This window comes from Pseudoalteromonas sp. NZS71, assembly GCF_015864715.1.
GTDB classification, from domain to species: Bacteria; Pseudomonadota; Gammaproteobacteria; order Enterobacterales; family Alteromonadaceae; genus Pseudoalteromonas; species Pseudoalteromonas arctica.
Window position 1 is genome coordinate 16,392 of the sequence record NZ_JADYWS010000018.1, and the last position, 21,143, is coordinate 37,534.

The 21,143-nt window shown below is 38.3% G+C and carries 19 protein-coding genes; 3 read left to right on the forward strand and 16 right to left on the reverse strand.

The genetic code is table 11. The features are described from left to right. The first annotated feature begins 1 nt into the window (after position 1). Positions 2-1,024 (forward strand): M48 family metallopeptidase, encoded by a 1,023-nt coding sequence (locus I6E85_RS12805; RefSeq protein ID WP_197236992.1) that lies wholly within the window; start codon positions 2-4, stop codon positions 1,022-1,024. Continuing rightward, positions 1,011-1,409 carry a DoxX-like family protein gene (locus I6E85_RS12810; RefSeq protein ID WP_024591603.1) on the forward strand — a complete coding sequence of 133 codons (399 nt, stop codon included), beginning with the start codon at positions 1,011-1,013 and terminating at the stop codon, positions 1,407-1,409. Before I6E85_RS12805 ends, I6E85_RS12810 begins: the two co-directional genes overlap by 14 nt. A gap of 54 nt (positions 1,410-1,463) precedes the next feature. Here the strand turns inward: I6E85_RS12810 and speB are convergent, their stop codons facing one another. The 6 genes from speB to I6E85_RS12840 form a co-directional block, all read right to left on the reverse strand. Further along, positions 1,464-2,387: an agmatinase gene (gene speB / locus I6E85_RS12815; RefSeq protein WP_007583987.1), complete on the reverse strand. Its 924-nt coding sequence runs from the start codon at positions 2,385-2,387 to the stop codon at positions 1,464-1,466. A gap of 3 nt (positions 2,388-2,390) precedes the next feature. Then, positions 2,391-4,304 (reverse strand): biosynthetic arginine decarboxylase, encoded by a 1,914-nt coding sequence (speA, locus tag I6E85_RS12820; RefSeq protein WP_007378101.1) that lies wholly within the window; start codon positions 4,302-4,304, stop codon positions 2,391-2,393. A 676-nt stretch (positions 4,305-4,980) separates the two neighbouring features. Continuing rightward, positions 4,981-5,313, reverse strand: a complete 333-nt coding sequence (locus I6E85_RS12825; RefSeq protein WP_007378102.1) for a YnfA family protein — start codon at positions 5,311-5,313, stop codon at positions 4,981-4,983. Between the two features lie 77 nt (positions 5,314-5,390). After that, positions 5,391-6,260: an MYG1 family protein gene (locus I6E85_RS12830; RefSeq protein ID WP_024591604.1), complete on the reverse strand. Its 870-nt coding sequence runs from the start codon at positions 6,258-6,260 to the stop codon at positions 5,391-5,393. Positions 6,261-6,493: 233 nt separating this feature from the next. Further along, positions 6,494-6,955 (reverse strand): GNAT family N-acetyltransferase, encoded by a 462-nt coding sequence (locus tag I6E85_RS12835; RefSeq protein ID WP_024591605.1) that lies wholly within the window; start codon positions 6,953-6,955, stop codon positions 6,494-6,496. A 346-nt stretch (positions 6,956-7,301) separates the two neighbouring features. Further along, positions 7,302-9,554: an EAL domain-containing protein gene (locus tag I6E85_RS12840; protein ID WP_197237003.1), complete on the reverse strand. Its 2,253-nt coding sequence runs from the start codon at positions 9,552-9,554 to the stop codon at positions 7,302-7,304. Between the two features lie 295 nt (positions 9,555-9,849). On the opposite strand from I6E85_RS12840, the gene cysZ reads away from it, so the two are divergent. Next, positions 9,850-10,578 carry a sulfate transporter CysZ gene (cysZ, locus tag I6E85_RS12845; RefSeq protein WP_024591607.1) on the forward strand — a complete coding sequence of 243 codons (729 nt, stop codon included), beginning with the start codon at positions 9,850-9,852 and terminating at the stop codon, positions 10,576-10,578. Between the two features lie 72 nt (positions 10,579-10,650). On the opposite strand, the gene I6E85_RS12850 is transcribed toward cysZ, so the two are convergent. The 10 genes from I6E85_RS12850 to I6E85_RS12895 all read right to left on the reverse strand — a co-directional run bounded on the left by I6E85_RS12850 (position 10,651) and on the right by I6E85_RS12895 (position 21,135). Next, on the reverse strand, positions 10,651-11,172 hold the full coding sequence (locus I6E85_RS12850; protein ID WP_197236993.1) for a hypothetical protein: 522 nt from the start codon (positions 11,170-11,172) through the stop codon (positions 10,651-10,653). A gap of 1 nt (position 11,173) precedes the next feature. Continuing rightward, entirely contained in the window at positions 11,174-14,482 is a 3,309-nt protein-coding gene (locus tag I6E85_RS12855; protein WP_197236994.1) for a hypothetical protein, read from the reverse strand. 16 nt (positions 14,483-14,498) lie between these two features. Then, on the reverse strand, positions 14,499-15,584 hold the full coding sequence (gene rlmM, locus I6E85_RS12860) for a 23S rRNA (cytidine(2498)-2'-O)-methyltransferase RlmM (protein ID WP_007583974.1): 1,086 nt from the start codon (positions 15,582-15,584) through the stop codon (positions 14,499-14,501). A 17-nt stretch (positions 15,585-15,601) separates the two neighbouring features. Further along, positions 15,602-15,970: a DUF423 domain-containing protein gene (locus I6E85_RS12865; RefSeq protein WP_024591610.1), complete on the reverse strand. Its 369-nt coding sequence runs from the start codon at positions 15,968-15,970 to the stop codon at positions 15,602-15,604. Positions 15,971-15,989: 19 nt separating this feature from the next. Beyond that, positions 15,990-16,625 carry an alpha/beta family hydrolase gene (locus I6E85_RS12870; protein WP_024591611.1) on the reverse strand — a complete coding sequence of 212 codons (636 nt, stop codon included), beginning with the start codon at positions 16,623-16,625 and terminating at the stop codon, positions 15,990-15,992. A gap of 2 nt (positions 16,626-16,627) precedes the next feature. Beyond that, positions 16,628-17,530 (reverse strand): transcriptional regulator GcvA, encoded by a 903-nt coding sequence (locus I6E85_RS12875; RefSeq protein ID WP_002958561.1) that lies wholly within the window; start codon positions 17,528-17,530, stop codon positions 16,628-16,630. 121 nt (positions 17,531-17,651) lie between these two features. Further along, positions 17,652-18,506: a 3-deoxy-8-phosphooctulonate synthase gene (kdsA, locus tag I6E85_RS12880; protein ID WP_024600663.1), complete on the reverse strand. Its 855-nt coding sequence runs from the start codon at positions 18,504-18,506 to the stop codon at positions 17,652-17,654. Between the two features lie 9 nt (positions 18,507-18,515). Then, positions 18,516-19,769 carry a DUF819 domain-containing protein gene (locus I6E85_RS12885; RefSeq protein WP_024595290.1) on the reverse strand — a complete coding sequence of 418 codons (1,254 nt, stop codon included), beginning with the start codon at positions 19,767-19,769 and terminating at the stop codon, positions 18,516-18,518. Positions 19,770-19,783: 14 nt separating this feature from the next. Further along, positions 19,784-20,611: a tetratricopeptide repeat protein gene (locus tag I6E85_RS12890; RefSeq protein ID WP_002958558.1), complete on the reverse strand. Its 828-nt coding sequence runs from the start codon at positions 20,609-20,611 to the stop codon at positions 19,784-19,786. 149 nt (positions 20,612-20,760) lie between these two features. Next, positions 20,761-21,135 (reverse strand): SirB2 family protein, encoded by a 375-nt coding sequence (locus I6E85_RS12895; RefSeq protein WP_024605422.1) that lies wholly within the window; start codon positions 21,133-21,135, stop codon positions 20,761-20,763. Positions 21,136-21,143: the final 8 nt, after the last annotated feature.

Genomic DNA, 21,143 nt, shown 5'->3' on the forward strand with positions numbered 1-21,143 from the left:
TATGCATGTAAAGGGACATTTTTTCCCCATCGCATCGAGTAACTATCAAGTGTGTGTTGCAACTATTAGCGACACACACATTGAAGTTATCAACGATGAACACGTTATAGCTCGCCACGCAATCTCAAGTCTAAAATTAAGTTCGGGGATGGCAGGACTTGCCGACGAACTAAACTTTGAAGATGGCAGTCGTTTTATTCCTCAAGATGTAAGTTACAGATGGCCATTTAAAGAAAATAACCATCACATAATGGAGCGCCTTGAAAAAAGTAAATGGGCAATTTTAACTGCAGTCATATTTACACCGCTTTTTATGTGGTTAGTACTTTATAAAGCGGTACCGGCCATTGCTGTTTACAGTGTTGATACCTTGCCACGAAATGTTGTGGAACAAATGGGGGAGCAAAGCTTTACACTAATTAAAAAGATTGCGCTTGACCCAAGCGAGCTGCCCGCAGAGCAACAAGCTAAAGTACAAGCGCATTTTACAAGTATGCTTAATGCGTTATCGCTTGATCAATCGATTTATAGATTATCGTTTTATAAATCAGACAGCTTTGGTGCTAACGCGTTTGCACTACCCCATGGTCGTATCGTGGTCACAGATGATTTAGCAAATTTACTTGCCGATAAACCCAATGCACTAAAAGCGGTATTGCTACACGAGATGGGCCATGTAGTCCACCAGCATAGCGTACGTATTACAGCACAATCTGCCGCAAGTACGATTGTGCTAGCGGTTGTATTTGGTGATTTAGAAGGGGTTGCAGAGGTTGCATTAGGTACGGGTGCATCGTTTGCTCAGCAAGGGTTTTCACGAGATATGGAACGCGAGGCAGATACCTTTGCACTCATTCAATTAGAGTCGCTTGGGTATTCGAGTAATGATTTTGCTGATGCAATAGAAGCGCTGCAAGAAAGCCATACCAGCGAAAACGAACACCTAGAAAAAGTAAATGACTTTTTAGAGTACTTATCTAGCCACCCAAGTGCACAAGAGCGTATTGACAATGCTAGGAAATAATCGCGGTTATATTCAACTTGCTCGCTACATAGTGAGTTTAAGTTGGATATATCATGGCTTTTTTCCAAAGCTTTATCATATAGCACCTCTTGAAAAATTAATGACTGGCAGTGCTGGTTTTTCAGCAGAATTGTCTGACTTAATTACACGTTCGGCGGGTGTTGGCGAAATTATATTTGGATTGTGTTTATTTGTGTTTTATAAAAATAAACACCTAGTAATTTTAAATATTTTAGCATTAATTGGCCTTTTACTCGCTGTAGTTGCAATGCAGCCACAATTACTTATTGAAGCATTTAACCCTGTTACTACTAACCTGCCTCTTATTGGGCTAAGCGTTATTTGGTTAAAGGAAATTAAGCTGCTGAATAATCGATACCTCTAACTAAAAAAGGGTATGCCTGCGCATACCCTTTTTTGTAGTATTTAATTTGTAAAATTAGTACTTATTTTTATGCGTCCACAAATGCAGTAATTCGCTCGCAATGGTTGCTGCGGCAATAGCGGTAAGCTCACTTTGGTCGTACGAAGGTGATACTTCTACCACATCCATACCTACCATGTTTATGCCTTTTAGCGCACGCAGTACTTTAAGTACTTTATCTGACGTTAAACCACCGCACACAGGAGTGCCTGTACCAGGCGCAAACGCAGGGTCTAAACAATCAATATCAAACGTTAAGTAAACAGGTAGGTCACCTACTCGTTCAAGTATTTGCGCTGCAATATCATTTGCATGTAAATCGTTGGCTTGCATTGCATCAATCACAGCAAACTCATGTTTGCTTTGATCAAAGTCGGTACGAATACCTATTTGTATACTGTGTTCAACATCAATTAGCCCTTCCATTGGCGCATGATAAAACATAGTGCCGTGATCAAATCGCGAGCCGTTGCTATAGGTATCTGTGTGCGCATCAAAGTGCACTAACGCCATTTTGCCATGTATTTTTGCGTGAGCGCGTAACAGCGGAAGCGTCACAAAGTGATCGCCCCCTAAACCTAATAGCGTTTTACCTTGGCGAAGTATTTGCTCAGCAGCCATTTCAAGTTGCGCAGTAAAATATTCAGGGTCGCCAACAGGGTAAGTAAAATCCCCTGCGTCTGCCACTTTTAAGCGCTCAAACAACGGGAACGTCCACGGGTACTTAGTGTCTTCCCATGCTAAATGAACCGACGCACGACGAATCGCATCAGGACCTAAACGTGCACCAGGGCGACCCGATGTCGCTAAATCAAACGGTAAGCCTAAAACGACTACGTCTGCATCAATTGCATTAATATTTTGCACCATAGGACGACGTAAAAACGTCATCCCATTTGAGTACAATGAGTGATCTGCGTGACCAAACAAAGTCGACATTGCTTATAACTCTTCTAAATAAGTGTAGCCATCAAGGCCGCTTTGCAACTCGTCTAAAACGCTTTGCTGTTCGTGTTTTTCAATTTTAGTGCTTACTAACTGCTCGTATGATTGCTGAAAACTTTCAACATCTAAATGTACATAGCGCATCATATCGGCAACAGTGTCACCTTGGTTTATCTCGGTAATACTTGCAACGCCTTGCTCATCCATATTAACAATTGCGCTGTGCGTATCGCCAAACAAGTTATGCATGTCACCTAAAATTTCTTGATAAGCACCCACCAAGAAAAAGCCCATTAAATAAGGTTTATCAGCGCTAAACTCTGGTACAGGTAGTGTGCTTTCAATGCCTTGTCCATCTACGTAATGCTCAAGTGCACCGTCTGAATCACAGGTTATATCAAGTAATACAGCACGTTTTTTTGGTGCTTCAGTTAAGCCACTTAATGGCAATACCGGAAACACTTGATCAATGCCCCATGCGTCTGGAAGCGATTGAAATAACGAAAAGTTTACAAAAAACTTATCGGCTAAACGTACGTTTAACTCGTCAATAATAGGACGATGAAAACGGTTTTTGTTATCCATGTGCTTGTTAAGTTCATAACAAATACGAATATTAATTTGTTCAGCCCACGCACGCTGCGCTAAGTCTAATAAACCGAGTGCAAATTGGTTATGCGCTTCAGCTAAATCACCTTGGCTGTCGTGATAAATTTCAATTAATGCACGGTCATCCGTTAAATCAGTTAATTGTACAAACGATGCCCACATGTTTTTTAATAACAGGGGTGCATCTGCCGCTGGCGCTACTAACTCTTCTGGCGTGTAGCTTTCAGTACCAATAACATTGGAAATAAGCACAGCATGATGCGCTGTAAGCGCACGACCCGACTCAGAAATAATAGTCGGCATTGGTTGCTCATATTGCTTACATGTATCACCAATGGTGTACACAATGTTATTTGCATATTCAGCTAAGCTGTAATTCATAGAGTTATGCGACTGGCTACGTGTGCCGTCGTAATCAACAGCCAAACCGCCACCTACATCAAGGCAATCAATTTCTGCGCCTAATTTACGTAGCTCACAGTAAAAACGCGCAGCTTCGCTTACACCTAAACGTACGTCACGAATGTTCGCCATTTGTGAGCCTAAGTGAAAATGTACTAGCTGAAGTAAATCAAGCTGGTTTGCGTCTTTTAAACGATTAACTACATGCAAAACTTGCGATGCAGATAAACCAAATTTTGATTTTTCGCCGCCACTCGCTTGCCATTTACCTTTACCTTGCGACGCTAAACGTACACGAATACCAATGCGTGGTTTTACGTTAAGCTCTTTTGCTTGGCTAAGCACCATGTCTAGCTCAGAAAGCTTTTCAAGTACGATATACACTTTATGACCTAGCTTTTCGCCAATAAGTGCTAAACGTACGTATTCTTTATCTTTGTAGCCATTACATACAATAACGGCGCTGGTTTTTTCAGCCAATGCTAATACTGTAAGTAGTTCAGGCTTGCTGCCTGCTTCTAAACCAAGTTGCTTTTTTTCTACTTGTGCTTGGCTTGCTACTATTTCCTCAACCACTTCACGTTGTTGGTTTACTTTTATTGGGTAAACTAATAGGTAGTCTTTAGGGTAACCATAGTTTTCAATCGCAGTATTAAATGCGCCGCATAAGCTGTGTACACGATGGTGTAAAATTTGCGGAAAACGAACTAAAGCAGGTAAGCTTAAACCTTTATCTTGTAGTTGCTTTGCGATATCTGTTAATGCAATGGTTTGCTCTGGGGCATGAGCCTTGGGCGCAACATACACATCACCTTGATCATTAATACCAAAAAAACCTTGGCTCCAATGACGAACATTGTAGCTCGTACGAGCTTGTTCTAGTGATGTTGTTTCTTTCATTTATCTTTCTCTTTTATTTAATTAATTAGTGCCAACTCGGCTAGTGCCGCGCATTAAAAGAAAAATAGAGATCTAAGTCCAACAAGTATTTTTACTCGTAACGAGTGATTTCTAATATTAACAAAACAACCAATCACGCATTGCCCTCCAGCGTATATAAAATAGGACTTTGATGATTATTAAAGATAAGAAAAGCTGTAAAAAATGGCTGTTTTTAAATGACTCTTTATAAATTTTATTAGCAAAAATGAGTTACCCTATTCAATAAAACTAATCTGGAGTTACTTTGGTAATAGAATCTGCTTTTGAAGAATTAGAACCGAGTGTTCTACACGCTTCATATTACTCATAGTTTAGCCAACGTGTTGTGTTTAAGTAATACCTATGCATTTTTAAAATTGAATATAATCTGCACTTCTAAAACGCTCAGCATAACATCCACCAGCTTCAATAGTTGCTTAGTGCATATGTAGCGTTAGGTATTGCCTGTCGTATTGAAGTTGTTATATTTTATTGGCAGTTTGAAAATAATCGAGATAGGACTTTAAATAGCACTAGGGTGTGTTTATCTTTGGAGGTAGAAATTGCAGCTGTGCATTTGGTTTTTAGCCAAGACAGGGCCTATATGTGTTTTCCCCTATAAATAGGCGCTTTTTATTTATTGAGTATGAGCCAGCTATGCACTTTTTGGTGCGAACATAATTATAGCCATACCTAGCAGTGCAACTAAACCACCAATAATATCCCACATAGTAAGCTTTACGCCATCAACAACCCATAACCATAATAGCGCAACACAAATATATACGCCGCCATAAGCTGCATACACGCGCCCTGCTGCAGTAGGATGTAAAGATAGCAACCATGCAAATAGTGCCAAACTTAAAGCCGCAGGAATTAAAAGTAAAATGCTTTTATCTTGCTTAAGCCAAAGGTAAGGCAAATAACAACCCACTATTTCTGCTAAGGCTGTAATAGTAAAAAGTGCGATTGTTTTTAGTTCAAACATAATGCTCCACGCTAATATAACAAGCATAACAATCTATATAAATTGTTATGCTTAGTATTCGTTATGAATCTGCGTTGTTATTCGCTAAGCGCCATGGTGGCAAGTTTCATTGTGCTTTCAAACGACTTAGTGCCCGCTATAAATAAGCCATTGTGACAGAACACAGCGTCGTCAATACCGGTTTCATCTATAAACGCTTGATCAGATAAACCTGACCATGCTTTAGGAAGCGGTTTTCTATCTTCAAACGAGCCAGGCTCAACGGGTACTGTTTGTAATATCCATTGCCCAGAATGCGATGGGTAAACCATGTATAGCGCATCGCTTGATAAAATATGCACTGTTTTTTTCCACGGTGTGTATTTTTCAAGCACTATAACTCTGGCATCTTCTGCATTTTCAATTGCTTTAGCAACAATCGCTTTTGCATTTACACTACCGTGAGCTGAGGCGATAAAACGAATGAGCATGCGAGCTGCAAATTCAACAGCTTCATCAAAACAGGTATCAAAGTTACTCTCTTCTTCCCACGTAGGGTTAAACATTGAGATTGTTTGGCTCAAGCTTATTCCTTTTGATACACCTTCAACATGACCACAATCAATGGCATCAATGGTTGAAACTAAGCCTGAATCCACTCTATCAGCCACGGCTTGGTTATCATCACACAGCGCTAAGCCGTATTTTTTCCACACTAAACCAAATGATGAAAAAGGGATGCCATTTTCTCGCTCGCCTGCACCACCGCGTTGATGATGATCAAAGCGATTAGTTTCAGGGTCGTATTCGCCACCTACATCAATTACAAAGTCGGCACTCTCTATAAGCGCTTTATCGCGAGTACGTACCAGTTTAAACGTTGGCAAAACATGTTTAAGTACCGCAATACTAAAAACGTCATCTGCATGAAAATTACCATTGTGGGTTACTACTGTTATTTCGCTCATTTGTTTATTGCTACTTTTAGAAAAGATAAAAATTCTCGCTTTGTAAGTTAGTCACTAATTATCGAGGCAGATTTTATACGAAGACAGGTGTTAAAAACAGTGAAGTATTTTTTGCATCACTATAAAAGCTGCTTTTATAGTTAATAGTTTGAGTATGACTTTTATTACAAGGTAATAATGAGGCCAGATATTTACGACACATTAAGCTTTAACATGTCGTAGCGTTAATAAGCTTATTGGCTAAGCCCTAACTCCATAAATACACTTTGTGGATTATCTACATATGAGCCAAAACTGCTACAGCGTTTAAAGCCTAAATTTTCATATAAATTGATTGATTTTATTTGCTTTGGACCTGTTTCTAAACGTATTAACGGGATTTTCTTTTCGCCAGCTTGATGTAATAAAATCTGCATAATACGTCTTGATAGCCCTTTACCACGATGACTTGGTTTTACATATAAACGTCTTATTTCGCCATAAGGCTGAGTATCAAATTTCTCTACAATCGCACCACAAGCGATAATACCTTCTTCAGTTTTTAAACCAATAGCATACACATTAGGTAAGGTTAATTCGTTTAACTCCAAAGACTGCGCTGTAGCAACAGGGTATAAAGAATTTATAAGTCGGTCTATATCGTCAAATACATTTACTACATCGGGATCATTAGGGTTCAAATCGACTAACTGCATAAAGCTTCCATTCATTGTTATAAGTTTATTAAGCTTTAAATAATATATTCAAGCGGGCATAGCTTAGCATTGTTTAACCAAAAAATCTTTAGTCCTTATTTAGCATATAGTTTGGGGAATTTTAGCAGTTAGAAAAAGTAAAAGTGACCTAGCATATGGGAAATCTCTGTTAGGTTATTCCCAATTATTAAACATTGGCCTTTAAGTAATTAAGCTCTGAGAGCATTTCCGTACCAAATTTGCTTAATTAAGTGATCTATTTTGAGATAAGAAAATCGTGTCGATAACAAGGCAGAATTTTTTAACACAGTTACCGCCAGATTTAATCCCTCTAATTGATTAAGTATTATTGCGGATTGCTATTAGCACTATGCCATTTTAAATAACGTTCTTTATCCATCGGCTTTGCAACTAAGTAGCCTTGCATAGTGTCAATATTCATTTTTTTAAGTAAGTCATACTGCTCTATTGTTTCTACGCCTTCTGCAACGACCACTAAGTTTAAGCTTTTTCCTAAACTGATAATTGTTTGCGCGATATTAAAGCCAATCTCATTATCTAAAATTTTATCAATAAAGCTTTTATCTATTTTTAATTCTTTAACAGGAAACGCACTTAAGTAAGCTAAGCAAGAGTATCCAGTTCCAAAATCGTCAATCGAAAATAAAAAGCCAGCCGCAATGAGCTCTTTCATTTGCCTAATTGTATAATCTATATCACTAGAGAGCATTGACTCGGTTATTTCTAACTTAATTTGTGATGCTCGAATATCAAATTCATTGATAGTGTTGAACAGCTCACCTTTTAAATTTGATGAATTGAACTGACTTTGACTAATATTAATTGAAACACTAAACGAGTCGTCAATGATAGCGCTTGCTTTAAGCTCGTTAATTAAAATACATATATCATGCAAAACAATATTTTGTAGTTTTTGAATAAGTCCGTATTGCTCTGCAATAGGTATAAATTCGTTTGCTGTTATCAGCCCTCTTTGAGGGTGGTCCCATCTAATAAGTGCTTCAGCACCAACAACATCACCCTGCGTATTAACTTGTGGCTGAAAGTAAGCACAAAACTCATTAGATGCAATTGCTCTCACTATGTCGGTTTCTAGCTCTGTTTGCTTTTCAAGTAGTGTTTGCAAGGCTGGATCGTAAAAGCTGCTGCTATTACCTCCTTTATTTTTAGAACGATACATAGCAGTATCTGCAAATTTTAATATATTGTCAGCCTGTGCATTTACGCTATCAATTAGGCAAATACCTATGCTACAACTTACTTGAAATGCAAGGTTGCCCACTTCAAACTTATCATGAAAAGCTCTTTGAATTTCTTTAGCAACGGCTTTACATTCTAGGATTGCTTGCTTTGTATCTTGCCCTATGTGTTTGAGTAAAATAATAAATTCATCACCACCCGCTCTGGCCAGTGTATCTGAGCCTTTTATTATTGCGCTTAACCTTTTTGATAACTCTACAAGTACTTCATCACCCGCACTGTGCCCTAACGAGTCATTAATACGCTTAAAGTTATCTAGGTCTAAAAATAATAATGCCCCTATATTTTTATTACGCTTAACACTCTCTACACACGCGCTTAATCTGTCGCTAAGCATTCTTCTATTTGGAAGATTAGTTAATGGATCGTAAAAGGCGAGTTTATGAACTTCTTGCTCAGCCTTTTTCTTTATTGAAATATCTCTGGCCATCCATACTACATGTCTTTTTGTAGGACTATTGGGGTTGTAATGATCTAAAGCGGCAGCTCGTCCCTCAAAAACTACACTTCCTTTTGGCACATCTAATTCATATTCAAAAATTTGCATCTCGTTAGTCGAGAGTGTTGTTTCAATGACGTCCATTATCATCTGCGCATCTTTTTGAGGAAGCAGGTCTTTAACATTTTCACCAATAAGATCCGTGGTCGAATCAAGCAGTAACTCATTAGAGGTACCATAAACATCGGTATATGTGCCATCTTCACTTAAAATGAGGATGAGATCGGGCATTACTTTGGTGAAGGCTTTAAATTTTTCATTACTATGCTGTAAATTAACGACAAGCTGTTTTGCCTTCTCAAATTCGTTACTTTTCTCAAGAGCGATACTTGAAAAGTGCACAAAAAAATCTATTAATTCTAAATCTTGCTCTGATGGGGTTTTAGGTGTGCTGTGATAGATAGCAAAGGTGCCTAACAAATCAGCTTGAGTTGAAAAAATAGGTGTTGACCAACATGACCTAAGATCAAACTTTAGCGCTAAAGCTTTAAAGTCCTCCCATAGCGGTGAGATTTCAATATTTTCTACAATTGTGCGCGATTTCGAAAATGCAGCAGTACCACAAGAGCCCACTTTTGGCCCTATGTGAACCCCATTAAGCAAACTACAGTACTCTGGGTGAATATTAGGGGCTGCGCAATGAAAAAGCTGCTGGCCTTTAACTGATAAAATGGAACACCTAGCAGATTCATCATCAATAATCTGCTCTATTGATAAACAAATTTCAGTAAGCACCTCATTTAAAGGTACCCCTAATGCAATTTTAGATAAAATGCCTTGCTGGTGAGATAATAACTTTTTTAACCTATCCGTACCCATTTTCACTTGCTCGCATTATTTATACATATTGATACAACAAAAAGCCTCTGGTAGATGCTTTTTTTCTACGTAGTAAAGTTCAGTATAGTCATGATTAGTAAGTTCATTCTTTTATTAATAAAAAAACTAATCTGGTCTACATTGATTAATCATAATTGCATATTACTAAACACCTGTAGTTACTATATAACCAAAACCGCAACATTAAAGCTAACACTTTGTTACTTAAAATTACTGTTCAAAATTATTAAGCTATTTATACTATAACTAATGGTAAATATTTTTTGAGGTTACAGTGCAGATCACACAAGGTATGGAATATTTTTTTTCGGGATTTAAATTAATTAGCCAAAAAGGGTTAAAGCGCTTTGTACTTATCCCGCTTTTAATTAATGTTCTGCTATTTGGTAGTTCGTTGTTTTTCTTATTTGGATGGCTAAGTGATAGCTTTAGCTACATCAGTAACATGCTACCAGAATGGTTAAGCTGGCTTGAATGGCTAATGTGGCCAATTGCTGTATTAGTCGTATTATTTAGCTACAGTATGCTATTTACTATAATCACTAATTTTATTGCAGCCCCATTCAATGCTTTATTAAGCGAAAAAGTTGAGCTTTATTTAACGGGTCAAAAAATTAACGATGATGGTTTTTCCGAATTAGTTAAAGATGTACCTAGAATGCTTGCCCGTGAGTGGACAAAGCTGTGCTATTACCTTCCTCGCGCTATTGGTTTTTTCATACTACTTTGGGTTTTACCTGTCATTGGCCAAATACTATGGGTTTTGTTTACCTGTTGGATGTACGCAGTACAATACGAAGACTATGCGTTCGATAACCATAAAATTGGCTTTAAACAGATGAAAGACGATTTAAAATCTAAGCAAGGTTTATCATACGGGTTTGGTTTTGCTGTTATGTTATTAACGGCTATACCCTTTGTAAACTTAATAGTTATGCCTGTAGCTGTGTGTGGTGCAACACGTTTGTGGGTCGATAATTATCGACCAAAATACCGTAGTTAATTAAGAGGTTGCTGACTTTTTAATATCCGAAGGACACCGCACCCGAGATAAAAAAGCACCTAAGGTGCTTTTTTAATCTATTTTTAAAACAATAAACTCAAGCGATGCACGCCTTGGTAATGCGACGCTTTGTTTATCTACTTCTTCAAATTTTTTAATCAAAATACTAAAGCGCTGATTGTTAAAATTAACGGCTGTAACTTCACCAATTTTTATACTGTAGTTTTGCTGCTGATCAAACAGCTTTAGTGTTCGCCCTTTTATACGCTCTACGAATAAGTAAGGTGTTTGGTCTGGCATCTTTAAACGGATAACATTGATTTTACTTAACTCATGTACCGCCACCCAATTTTGACTCTGCATTAACGTATTATAACTACTAATGCCTTCAGGCTGATAAACAACATCTTGGTTTATAACGCATGTCTTACAGCCCTTTACTGATTCAACTCGCCAGTCAATAGCTATATTTTTGTAATATAAATTGTCATTTTTTAGTAACCATTCACGTGCATTGTTAGTATCGCTACACGCTATTAGTAAGCTAAAAAAACTACTACAAACAATAAACTTAATACTTAACCCTAGTTTCATATTAATGCTCTTTAATTGCTTTTAACTCAGCAATAATTGCACTACTTGGCTGCGCTTCTTTTATATAACTGGGCAGCGTTTCAATATTAGTAGGTGAGCTTTGTAAATTATACACCTTACTATTATTAGTATTTGGCACGCCAAATCGATTACCTGCACTTTGCATATAAAACTGCAAATTAAGCATGCTCCACTCATTTACATCACTAAGTATTGATATTGTATTATCTTGGTTAGTATCAAAGCTGGTTAAGCTTTCGGTGTTAATTGCATTACAGTTAAAATCAACAGGTAGTGAGCCATTTCGATTTAGCCCCTGTGCTTCAAGTATTGTGCTCTCATTTAAATCTGCTGAACTACCACTTGAATAATCAATAATAAAATCATCTGTAGAGCCTAAATGACTATTAGTATTTGGTGTAATATCGCAGCTAGCATTGCCGGGATAAAAACGCTCATAATAACGATCGCCTTCGTTATTACCTATTGTTGATAAACCCGCTAATTGATATAAATAATTCATAGAGCTTAAATGATTAGGCTTAAAGTTAACCTCTTCATCGCCACCATGGTATAAGCCTAAGTTATGGCCTAGCTCATGAAAGATAGTTGATGCTTGATAATTATAAGTTACATTGGTTGCTATTTGCGTATCGAGCGTTAAGCCCCAGCCGCCCATAGTTACCATTAAATCATTACCGCTGATCTCAGCAATACCCGACCCACTAATACTACCATCTTCATTTCCACTACTTGCCATTAATAAGTAATGAAAAATGGGTCTGCGGGTTATATCGGTATATTCCATTTTATAAGCAAACAAATTAGGGCTACTTAAATCGTACTCAAACGGAGTATAACTATTAAAAGGGACAACATTTCCGCCACCTAAATCAAAGTTTTGCGGCGCAATATCGCTATTTTGATCAAATAAGTCACCTACATCAAAATGAACGGTATAGCCTTTACTTGCAAATACACTAACAATTTTTTCAAGTGCATTTCGATGAGGCGTTATTCCAACATCACTACTATCCATATAATCTATTTCAATAAATATATCTTTTTGTGAAGTACGCGCTCCCCATTCATATAAAGGCAGCCCACCAAATGTTGCCCCCTCTACCTCTGCGCAATCTGGAATACCGTCTTCATCATCATCTATTGAGCAAGATATATCGTTAGGCCCTGCCGGAGTATTGAATACTGAGTAGTTCCAGTCTGTATTTTGGTTGGTATCGGTTGCGCCGAGCGTACGCTTTAAGCTGGCGCCCTGCTCTGGCAGTATTTGTGCAGCGTTTTCGCCTTGCCACTGCGAGGCTGTTACAGGCTCTTGGGTTGAATTTCCAAACTTAACAAAGTCGATAGTTTGTGTACCCGCACTATTAAGTAATTCTGCAAAACCATTTATGTACCAATAAGGCCTAATTTGATCATTCGCGCTACCAACAAGTACAAGCTTAGTGTTATTTAATGATGCAATTGCTAAAAAATCATCGCCAAAGCGGCTTTGTAAAATAATATAGGCGCCATTTAAAAGCTCTTTATTAGGCAGCGTAAATATTTGCTCATCACTCAACGTACTATCAGACATATTAATACTGCGAGCTTTAAGAGAGTAGTCTTGTAAATTTACTGTCGCACCGGTGCCGTTATAAAGTTCAATCCAAGGTAAGTCATTACTAAATTGCACAGATGAAAGCTCTGTTATTTTTATATCTTGGCTAGAAGTTGTAAACGAGGTGGCAGTTTGCGCCAAAATAGTTGTGCTATCAAAATTAGCTAAATCAGCTGTAACACGAACAATATATTGAGTGTCTTCATCAAAGCTTGCGCTTAAATTTACAGTATGAAAATAAGTACTTGTGTCGCTGGTAGTACCCGACAAACTTTCAATAGTTAAGGCCAAGCAAGTAGTAAAATTATCTGCTGACACTTGTACGCTTCCAGTACAAGTACCACTGCTAGAGTTAACGGCTAAAGTACTCACGAGCATAATATCTGAAAATGTAATGCTAACAGGGCTATCTACAAAGACTGGGTCATTACTATTTTGGGGCGTTACATTACTAATTGTAGCGGGCGTTGAATCAACAACGGTAACACTCAGTACAAATTCGGTTGTGTCTTTTGTATCTGTCGCCGTTAACGTATAGCTTTGTGGAGTGATACTGTTTGCAGGAGGTGTGTAACTAAAACGTAAGGCTTGGCCATCAATAACACTGATTTGCGCTCCATTTAAATCATCACCAAAGTCAATCTGTACGCTATCGTTATCAGCGTCGCTAACCACTAAACTAAATTCCGTGGCTTGGTTATATTGCACATTTATATTTACATCATCGGCAGCCGGTGGATTATTTGGGGCTAATATTACAACTATTTTCTGGGCGCTATTTGTAGCGTTATCGTCATCGGTAACAGTTACTACAAACGTTACATTGGTATTTTGCGCAACAGTGGGCGCATTAAAGCTAATACTTGTTTCTGTTTGGGTAAATTCAACTACAGGGCCACTTGTTTGCTGCCAGGTTATGTTATTAATACTACCATCGCTGTCTTGTGCATCTGCAACTAGGGTTACACTGTCATCTTTTTCAGCTTCTTCTGGGCCTGTAACAATGACTGTTGGCGCGCTATTTACTTGATTAATTAAAACCGTTTTACTCGCTTGAGCGCTTTTACCGGCATTGTCAGTTACGGTTACGCTAAAGCCTAGCGTTGTATTTTCAGATACATTGGGGGCAGTAAAACTAAGTACACCATCTGACTGGCTAAAATCAACATTATCTCCCGCAGACTGAATCCAACTAATAGTGCTTATGGTTCCATCTGTATCTTGAGCGTTAGCAACTAAGCTTACTTGTGTGTTAGCAAGTGCACTACTTGGGCCTGTAATATTAACTGTAGGTGCATTATTTTGAGAAGTGATAGTGCCTGAAAATACTTGTTGTGCAGTAGCACCTGAATTATCAGTAACAGTAACTGAAAAACTAAAGGTCGTGTCAGTGGTTACACTCGGTGCAGTAGCTGTAAGCGTATTGCCATTAACAATAAATGTAAATTCAGGACCACTAAGTTGTTGCCATTGATAATTGGCTATTTGCCCGTCACTATCACTTGCAAGCGCAGTAATAGTAAACGATTGGTTAGAGACAATAACGTTACTACTAACAGAGAGCGTAACACTGGGCGCAGCGTTACCAGAGGGCGTAGTTGAATCACTACCTTCTCCGCCGCCGCCACAACCTGTGATTAAAAGTGATAAAAAAAGTAAACTTAGCCATTTATTAATATTGTTTTTTACCACTTTTAGCCTCTACATATTAACTATACAAATTTTGTGGCACCTTAGTAACGTTTAAATGAACGGTTATTTCCTCACGATCATGATAGAGATGTTTAGCTTGTAACTCGTAATTAATGCTATGTTTCTCAAGCTCTTTTCTTATCATCGAAAGACATTCATAAACACTATCAAAGCGTTTTTTCATAGGTAGTTTTAAGTTAAATATAAACTCTTTTGCGTATGCATTTACTGCCCAGTCAATCATTAGCGTAGTCACTTTGGTTGGTTTTTCCACCATATCGCACACTAACCAAGTAATATTTCTTTTTTCTGGGCGATATTTAAAACCATCTGCTCTAAAATGTTTAACTTGCCCCGTTTGCATTAAATCGTCATTCATTGGGCCGTTATCAATCGCACTTACAAACATACCACGGCGTACAAGCTGATAAGTCCAACCACCCGGGCATGCACCTAAATCAACACTGCGCATACCTGCTGCCACGCGTGATTCACGTTGTTGCTCAGGAATAAATACATTAAACGCTTCGTCGAGTTTTAACGTTGAACGACTCGGTGCATCGCTTGGCATACGAAGGCGTAAAATACCCATGAAAAATGGAGAATTATTAAAGCTATACGAGTAACCAACATAAGCCGTATTGTTTGTTAAAAACATGACATGCATTACTGGGCGGTTTGCTTTTGGCTCACGCAGTACTGTATTTTGTTTTTCGAGGGCTTTTTTAAGCGGCGTTGATATTTTTTTACAGAACGTTAAAAGCTCTTTGCCTTCATTTGTATCTGGCGTTTCTACGCGCAGTTCTGAGCACAATGTAAAATCTTTAGCAGCTTCAACTACTGCACTTACACGGTCCTCTACTGGCATGTTTTCAAGTAATGTACCGGCAAACCATTGGCGTGCAAACACCATATTTTTAAAATCGACTTTTTTGATTATTTCGTCGCTGTGATGCGCTTCAAAACATTCGTAAACAACATAACCTGTATTTGGCTTTGCTTTTACATACCCTGCAAAACCCTGCTCTGCAGCATGAAACGTTATTTCAGCAGCGGCATCGCTTTCAAAACCACTACGACAATAAATCACAACACTAGACATATTAACCCTTAAACTCTTTAAAACTTAAATCGTGCGACTTGCACTAAAATAACAATCCAACCAATAATAAAGCACAATCCACCAAGCGGTGTTATCGGCCCTAGCCACTTCATATCTGTTAGAGCGAGTAAATATAAACTGCCACTAAAAAGTAGTGTGCCCGTTATAAAAAAACCACCAGCCCAACTCAGGTTTATGCCCCATTTGATTAAAATAGCCACCGCAATAAGTGCAAGGCCATGCACCATTTGATACTCAGCAGCTGTTTTAAAAACCCCTAATGAATACTCCGATAAACGGCTTTTTAAACCATGGGCAGCAAATGCACCTAACATAACCGAGAGCATACAAAAAATACTGCCGGTCATTAAAAATAATTTAATCATCTAATCCCCTAATCGAGTCTTAACACATCTCTACTTGTTGCTTAATAAATTCAACGGCACTTAACGCTGCTGTTTCTCTATTTTGCAGTTCAGTTACGCCACTTTTTTTACGTGGTTTTAATGAATGATCGCCATCAGTCAGCCATGTGAGTAAAGGCTGTTTTGGCATTTCCATAGTAAGCAGTTCTTCACGTGTACCAAATGTATCTCGCTCGCCCTGTAATACTAAAAAAGGGCAAACAATATCAGCAAAATGATCGGTGCGTAACTTTTCTGGCTTACCCGGCGGATGAAATGGATAACCAAATGCAATAACACCCGAAAGTCTTTGCTCTGTGCTGCACGCAAGCATTGATGCCATGCGTCCGCCCATCGATTTACCGCCTATAAATAACGGTAAATCTGGCTGCGCCTGCCCAAGCACTTGCTCATAATGAGTAAGTAGCTTTGGCGCTCGCTCTGGAGGCCTACGTTTATTAGTTTGTTTAGCAATTTGCATATATTCAAAATCAAATAAACCAACATCAACACCTTGCTCGCTTATTAATTTTGCCATATGTTGCATAAAGTCAGAATCGCTACCAGCACCTGCACCATGCGCAAATATAAACTGTGCAATTGCAGGTTGTGCGGTGTTTTTAAACCATTCAATCATTATTAATACTCATGTTCTTGCTCATGCTCTACTAAGCTCAGCATCCACTCTTTAAACGAAACTATTTTACCAAGCTCTGTTTGCGATTCGCGAAGCACTAAGTAATATGCATTTTTACTTTCTAGACTGTGATTAAACGGAATAACCAAACGCCCTGCATCTATGTCGGGTTTAGCTAATACACTATTACCAATTGCCACACCTTGCCCATGTACTGCAGCTTGTAACACCATTGATGAGTGACTAAATATAGGCCCTTGATTTACCTGAATGTTACGCACGCCTGCAGTTTTCATCCACGTTTTCCAGTTTTTACGTGTGGTGTCATGCAATAAGGTGTGATGCGCTAAATCACTAGGTTGATCAAGCGGCTTTAATCCGCTTAATAACATAGGACTACAAAGTGGTACTAAATACTCGGTATGAAGTTTGTACGCTTGTACGCCATTCCAATGACCTCTTCCATAGTAAATAGCAATATCTACGTCATCAGTCAGTGAGTTTTCATCTTGATCTTGTGCTTTTATTCGCACGTCTATCTCTGGGTGTAACTCATTAAACAAACTCAAACGAGGCACTAACCACTGAATAGCAAAACTTGGTGTTAGACTAACTGTTAATGAGCCCTTAGCACCACGGGCTAATAGCTTTTCAGTTGCATCAATAAGCTGAGTAAAAATCTCTTTTATATCTAAAAAATAGCCTTGGCCTTCTTCAGTTAATAATAATGAGCGGTTTTTACGTAAAAACAACTTTAAACCTAAATGCTCTTCAAGTGTTTTTATTTGATGACTTACTGCCGCCTGCGTTACATAGAGCTCTTCTGCAGCCTTAGTAAAACTTAAATGACGCGCAGCCGCTTCAAAGGCTTTTAATGCGTTTAATGGAGGTACCCGTCTTGACATAATAACCAAGCTTAGAATTAGTTTTTCTTATGCGTGAGATTATATACATCATATAAGTTTGTGTATATTAAAGGCATAAAAAAAGCGACCTGAGTCGCTTTTTAATAAACATCATGCTTAATTATAAATCGCTTGCACTTGTATCAAGTGGGGCAAAGCTTTTAATTAAATCATCAACCGCTTTCATTTGCGTTAAGTACCCTTCTAACTTGCTAAGCGCTAGCGCACATGGGCCATCACATTTCGCTTCGTTAGGGTTTGGATGCGCCTCAATAAATAAACCTGCAATACCTAGCGCCATACCACTTCGAGCAAGCTCTGCAGCTTGTGCACGACGACCATCAGCAGAGTCAGCTCGTCCACCAGGGCGTTGTAGCGCATGTGTTGCATCAAAAATAACAGGCGCCATTGCTTTCATGTCATCCATACCCAGCATATCAACCACTAGGTTGTTGTAACCAAAGCTAGAACCACGCTCACAAAGTGCGATGTTATTATTACCCGCTTCATTAAATTTAGTAATGATGTGGCGCATTTCATGCGGTGCTAAAAACTGTGGTTTTTTCACGTTAATAATTGCACCTGTTTTAGCCATCGCCACAACTAAATCTGTTTGACGTGCTAAAAAGGCTGGTAACTGAATTACATCAACAACTTCAGCAACAGGTGCTGCTTGATGCGGTTCATGTACGTCAGTAATTAGTGGAATTTTAAACGTGTTTTTAATTTCTTCGAATATTTTTAAACCTTCTTCCATACCTGGACCACGGTACGAATTGATTGAAGAGCGATTAGCTTTATCAAATGAGGCCTTAAATACATAAGGAATATTTAGTTTCGTCGTAACTTCTACGTAATGCTCTGCAACACGCATTGCTAAATCGCGAGATTCTAATACGTTAATACCACCAAACAGTACAAACGGTTTATTGTTTGCAAGTTCAATTTCATTAATTTTAATAATTTGGTCTTTCATTTAAATTCCTTAAGGTGCAACTGCTTGCATCATTAATCCACAAATATAAGCCATATAAGTACCCACACCGTAGCCTAGTACAGCTAACAAGACACCAACAGGCGCTAGTGACGGATGAAACGCTGATGCGACAACAGGTGCTGACGCTGCGCCGCCCACATTAGCCTGAGAACCCACTGCCATATAAAATAACGGTGCTTTAATCAGTTTAGCCACAATTAACATAATGCTTGCATGCACTAACATCCAAATTGCACCCACTAAAAATAGCCCAGGGTTATTGAAAATAGCGGTTACATTCATGTGTAAACCAATCGATGCAACCAAAATATATAAAAAGCTAGAAGCTACTTTTGAAGCGCCAAACGCTTCTATTTGCCTCACTTTAGTAAACGATAAGCCTATACCAATCGTTGTTGATATAACAATTAGCCAAAAGAATTTACTGTTTAAGCTGTATTCTTTTGCCCACTCATAAGTAGTGCCAAAGTATGGCCCTAAAAAGTCAGCGCAAAAGTGCGCTAAACCAGTTATACCAAATGCAATTGCAATCAGCGTCATGTAATCATTAAGAGTTGGAATGCGTGCATGTTCTGCATGATATTCTTCCACACGCTTTTTCAAATCTTCAATTGCGCTTGTATCAGCACCCGTCGCTGCATCAATCTTTTTATGATTTGCTGCCATTAACAATAAAACAGCCATCCAAATATTAGCGACAATTACATCGACTGTAATCATTACAGAAAATATATCACCACCAACTTCAAACATTTCTTTCATTGATGCTTGGTTAGCACCGCCGCCAATCCAGCTACCTGCAACAGTTGTCATACCGCGCCATACAGCATCTGGGCCATGCCCACCAACAATACTTGGGTCAAATGCGCTCACCACTAAAATAGCTAATGGCCCACCAATAACAATGCCTAAAGTACCCACTAAAAACATAATAAGTGCTTTAGGGCCTAAGTTAATAATCGCTTTTAAATCAATACTAATGGTAAGTAGTATCAAACAGGCAGGTAGTAAGTAGCGCGAAGCCACATAATAAACATTAGATTTATTACCATCTACAATACCAAAGGTATTTAATAACGAAGGTAAAAAGTAACACAGTAATAAAGCAGGTACGTATTTATAAAATCGTTTTAAAGCTGGACGCTCACTGTTTGAGGTTTTAAAAATAAATCCCAAAATAATAGCAAGCAAACCAAGCACAACGGCATCATTTGTAATTAATGCGCTTTGAGTTTCAACCATAATTATTCCTATTCTTAATGGTGCGTTTTATTATTGTCTTCTAGTTCTTCTATTTGGTGTTGAATAATCTCTATTGCAGGATCGTCCGGACACTCATCTACAAAAAACTGTAAATCATCACGTGCCATTTTAGGGCAACCGAGCTGATTTAATAAGTAACCTCTGTCGCGTCTCTCATACGGGTCGTCGCCTATTAACTCCATTAGCATCTCTACACAGGTTAAAGCATGACCAAATTTATTTTCGCTAATGAAAGACCATTTTTGCTGAGCTAAAAATAACTTATATACTTCGTCATCAAAAATCAGTTCTAGTGGCTCTTGCTCTTGACCATCATCTTCATCTGCGTTTTCAGGGATAATATACCAACTTTGTTGTCCACTGCTTGGCTCTATTATGTAGCCTTCTTCATCACTAATCGCCACATGTACACCAACATCACCTTGGGTAAGACTAAGGTTCGCGTCACAGTTAGCTTGTTGTAAAAAATGACAAAGTATAATTGCCAGTGTTGTAGGTGAACCACTGCGCATAGAAAGCGTATAGCTTAATGTATTTAATTTATATTCAGGTACTTTTAAACCTGATGCACTAAATAGCCAATCACTGTAAAACATATCTAATAATTTTTCGAGGCGATCGTGCTCATCACTCACTTTTAAACACAGCGCTGAAATTTGCTGTTCAAAGTCAGTTAAAGTTTCATAACATGGTGTTAAATCTATCTGAGGGTCCCACTTTGACTCTGCTTTAATACAGCGGTAAATCGCTGGAGGTGTAAATTCATCGTAAGCATCGTCAAGATAAGATTCATCGTGTTCGTCAAACCCGAGGGTAGTCATTAATACTGCAACATTTTAGAAAACGAAGGCGTAGTTTACCTAACTTTAAAGCTATATACCAATATAGAGGTGTATTTGAATATTTTCTGAGAGGGAGTTGTATTTGAGCTTTACAAAACAACTATAAAGCTCAAATAGTCAGATATTACTTAAAGCAAAAAAGCTGATTTAGACGTCGCTAAATAACCTATCGCTAAAATAACAGCAGTGTTAACTAAAACGTAAGCAACTTTAGCCGCCATTTTAGTTTGTCGGGCGCTTTTAGCCCCAATACCAATGTATATAACCACTAAAACTATTTTTTCTAATAGCCAATATTGTTCAAACGGATTAATTTTAGCCATAAATATAAGCGTAAGTGCAGACACTAACAATAAAGTATCTATACTGTGACTACCAATCATTACCGCTTTATTTTTTGCTAATTTACCACTGCCCATTCGCGAAAAAGCGCGAACATAAAATAATATTACACTTAACATCGCAATTGCCATGTGCGAGTGCTTTACTGCTAAATAATCCATATGCCCCT

Bases quoted from the DNA above. Each gene is read 5' to 3' on its own strand.
- I6E85_RS12805 (WP_197236992.1), top strand. From the start codon at position 2: ATGCATGTAAAGGGACATTTTTTCCCCATCGCATCGAGTAACTATCAA.
- I6E85_RS12810 (WP_024591603.1), top strand. From the start codon at position 1,011: ATGCTAGGAAATAATCGCGGTTATATTCAACTTGCTCGCTACATAGTG.
- speB (WP_007583987.1), bottom strand. From the start codon at position 2,387: ATGTCGACTTTGTTTGGTCACGCAGATCACTCATTGTACTCAAATGGG.
- speA (WP_007378101.1), bottom strand. From the start codon at position 4,304: ATGAAAGAAACAACATCACTAGAACAAGCTCGTACGAGCTACAATGTT.
- I6E85_RS12825 (WP_007378102.1), bottom strand. From the start codon at position 5,313: ATGTTTGAACTAAAAACAATCGCACTTTTTACTATTACAGCCTTAGCA.
- I6E85_RS12830 (WP_024591604.1), bottom strand. From the start codon at position 6,260: ATGAGCGAAATAACAGTAGTAACCCACAATGGTAATTTTCATGCAGAT.
- I6E85_RS12835 (WP_024591605.1), bottom strand. From the start codon at position 6,955: ATGCAGTTAGTCGATTTGAACCCTAATGATCCCGATGTAGTAAATGTA.
- I6E85_RS12840 (WP_197237003.1), bottom strand. From the start codon at position 9,554: ATGGGTACGGATAGGTTAAAAAAGTTATTATCTCACCAGCAAGGCATT.
- I6E85_RS12850 (WP_197236993.1), bottom strand. From the start codon at position 11,172: ATGAAACTAGGGTTAAGTATTAAGTTTATTGTTTGTAGTAGTTTTTTT.
- rlmM (WP_007583974.1), bottom strand. From the start codon at position 15,584: ATGTCTAGTGTTGTGATTTATTGTCGTAGTGGTTTTGAAAGCGATGCC.
- I6E85_RS12865 (WP_024591610.1), bottom strand. From the start codon at position 15,970: ATGATTAAATTATTTTTAATGACCGGCAGTATTTTTTGTATGCTCTCG.
- I6E85_RS12870 (WP_024591611.1), bottom strand. From the start codon at position 16,625: ATGATTGAATGGTTTAAAAACACCGCACAACCTGCAATTGCACAGTTT.
- I6E85_RS12875 (WP_002958561.1), bottom strand. From the start codon at position 17,530: ATGTCAAGACGGGTACCTCCATTAAACGCATTAAAAGCCTTTGAAGCG.
- kdsA (WP_024600663.1), bottom strand. From the start codon at position 18,506: ATGAAAGACCAAATTATTAAAATTAATGAAATTGAACTTGCAAACAAT.
- I6E85_RS12885 (WP_024595290.1), bottom strand. From the start codon at position 19,769: ATGGTTGAAACTCAAAGCGCATTAATTACAAATGATGCCGTTGTGCTT.
- I6E85_RS12890 (WP_002958558.1), bottom strand. From the start codon at position 20,611: ATGACTACCCTCGGGTTTGACGAACACGATGAATCTTATCTTGACGAT.
- I6E85_RS12895 (WP_024605422.1), bottom strand. From the start codon at position 21,135: ATGGATTATTTAGCAGTAAAGCACTCGCACATGGCAATTGCGATGTTA.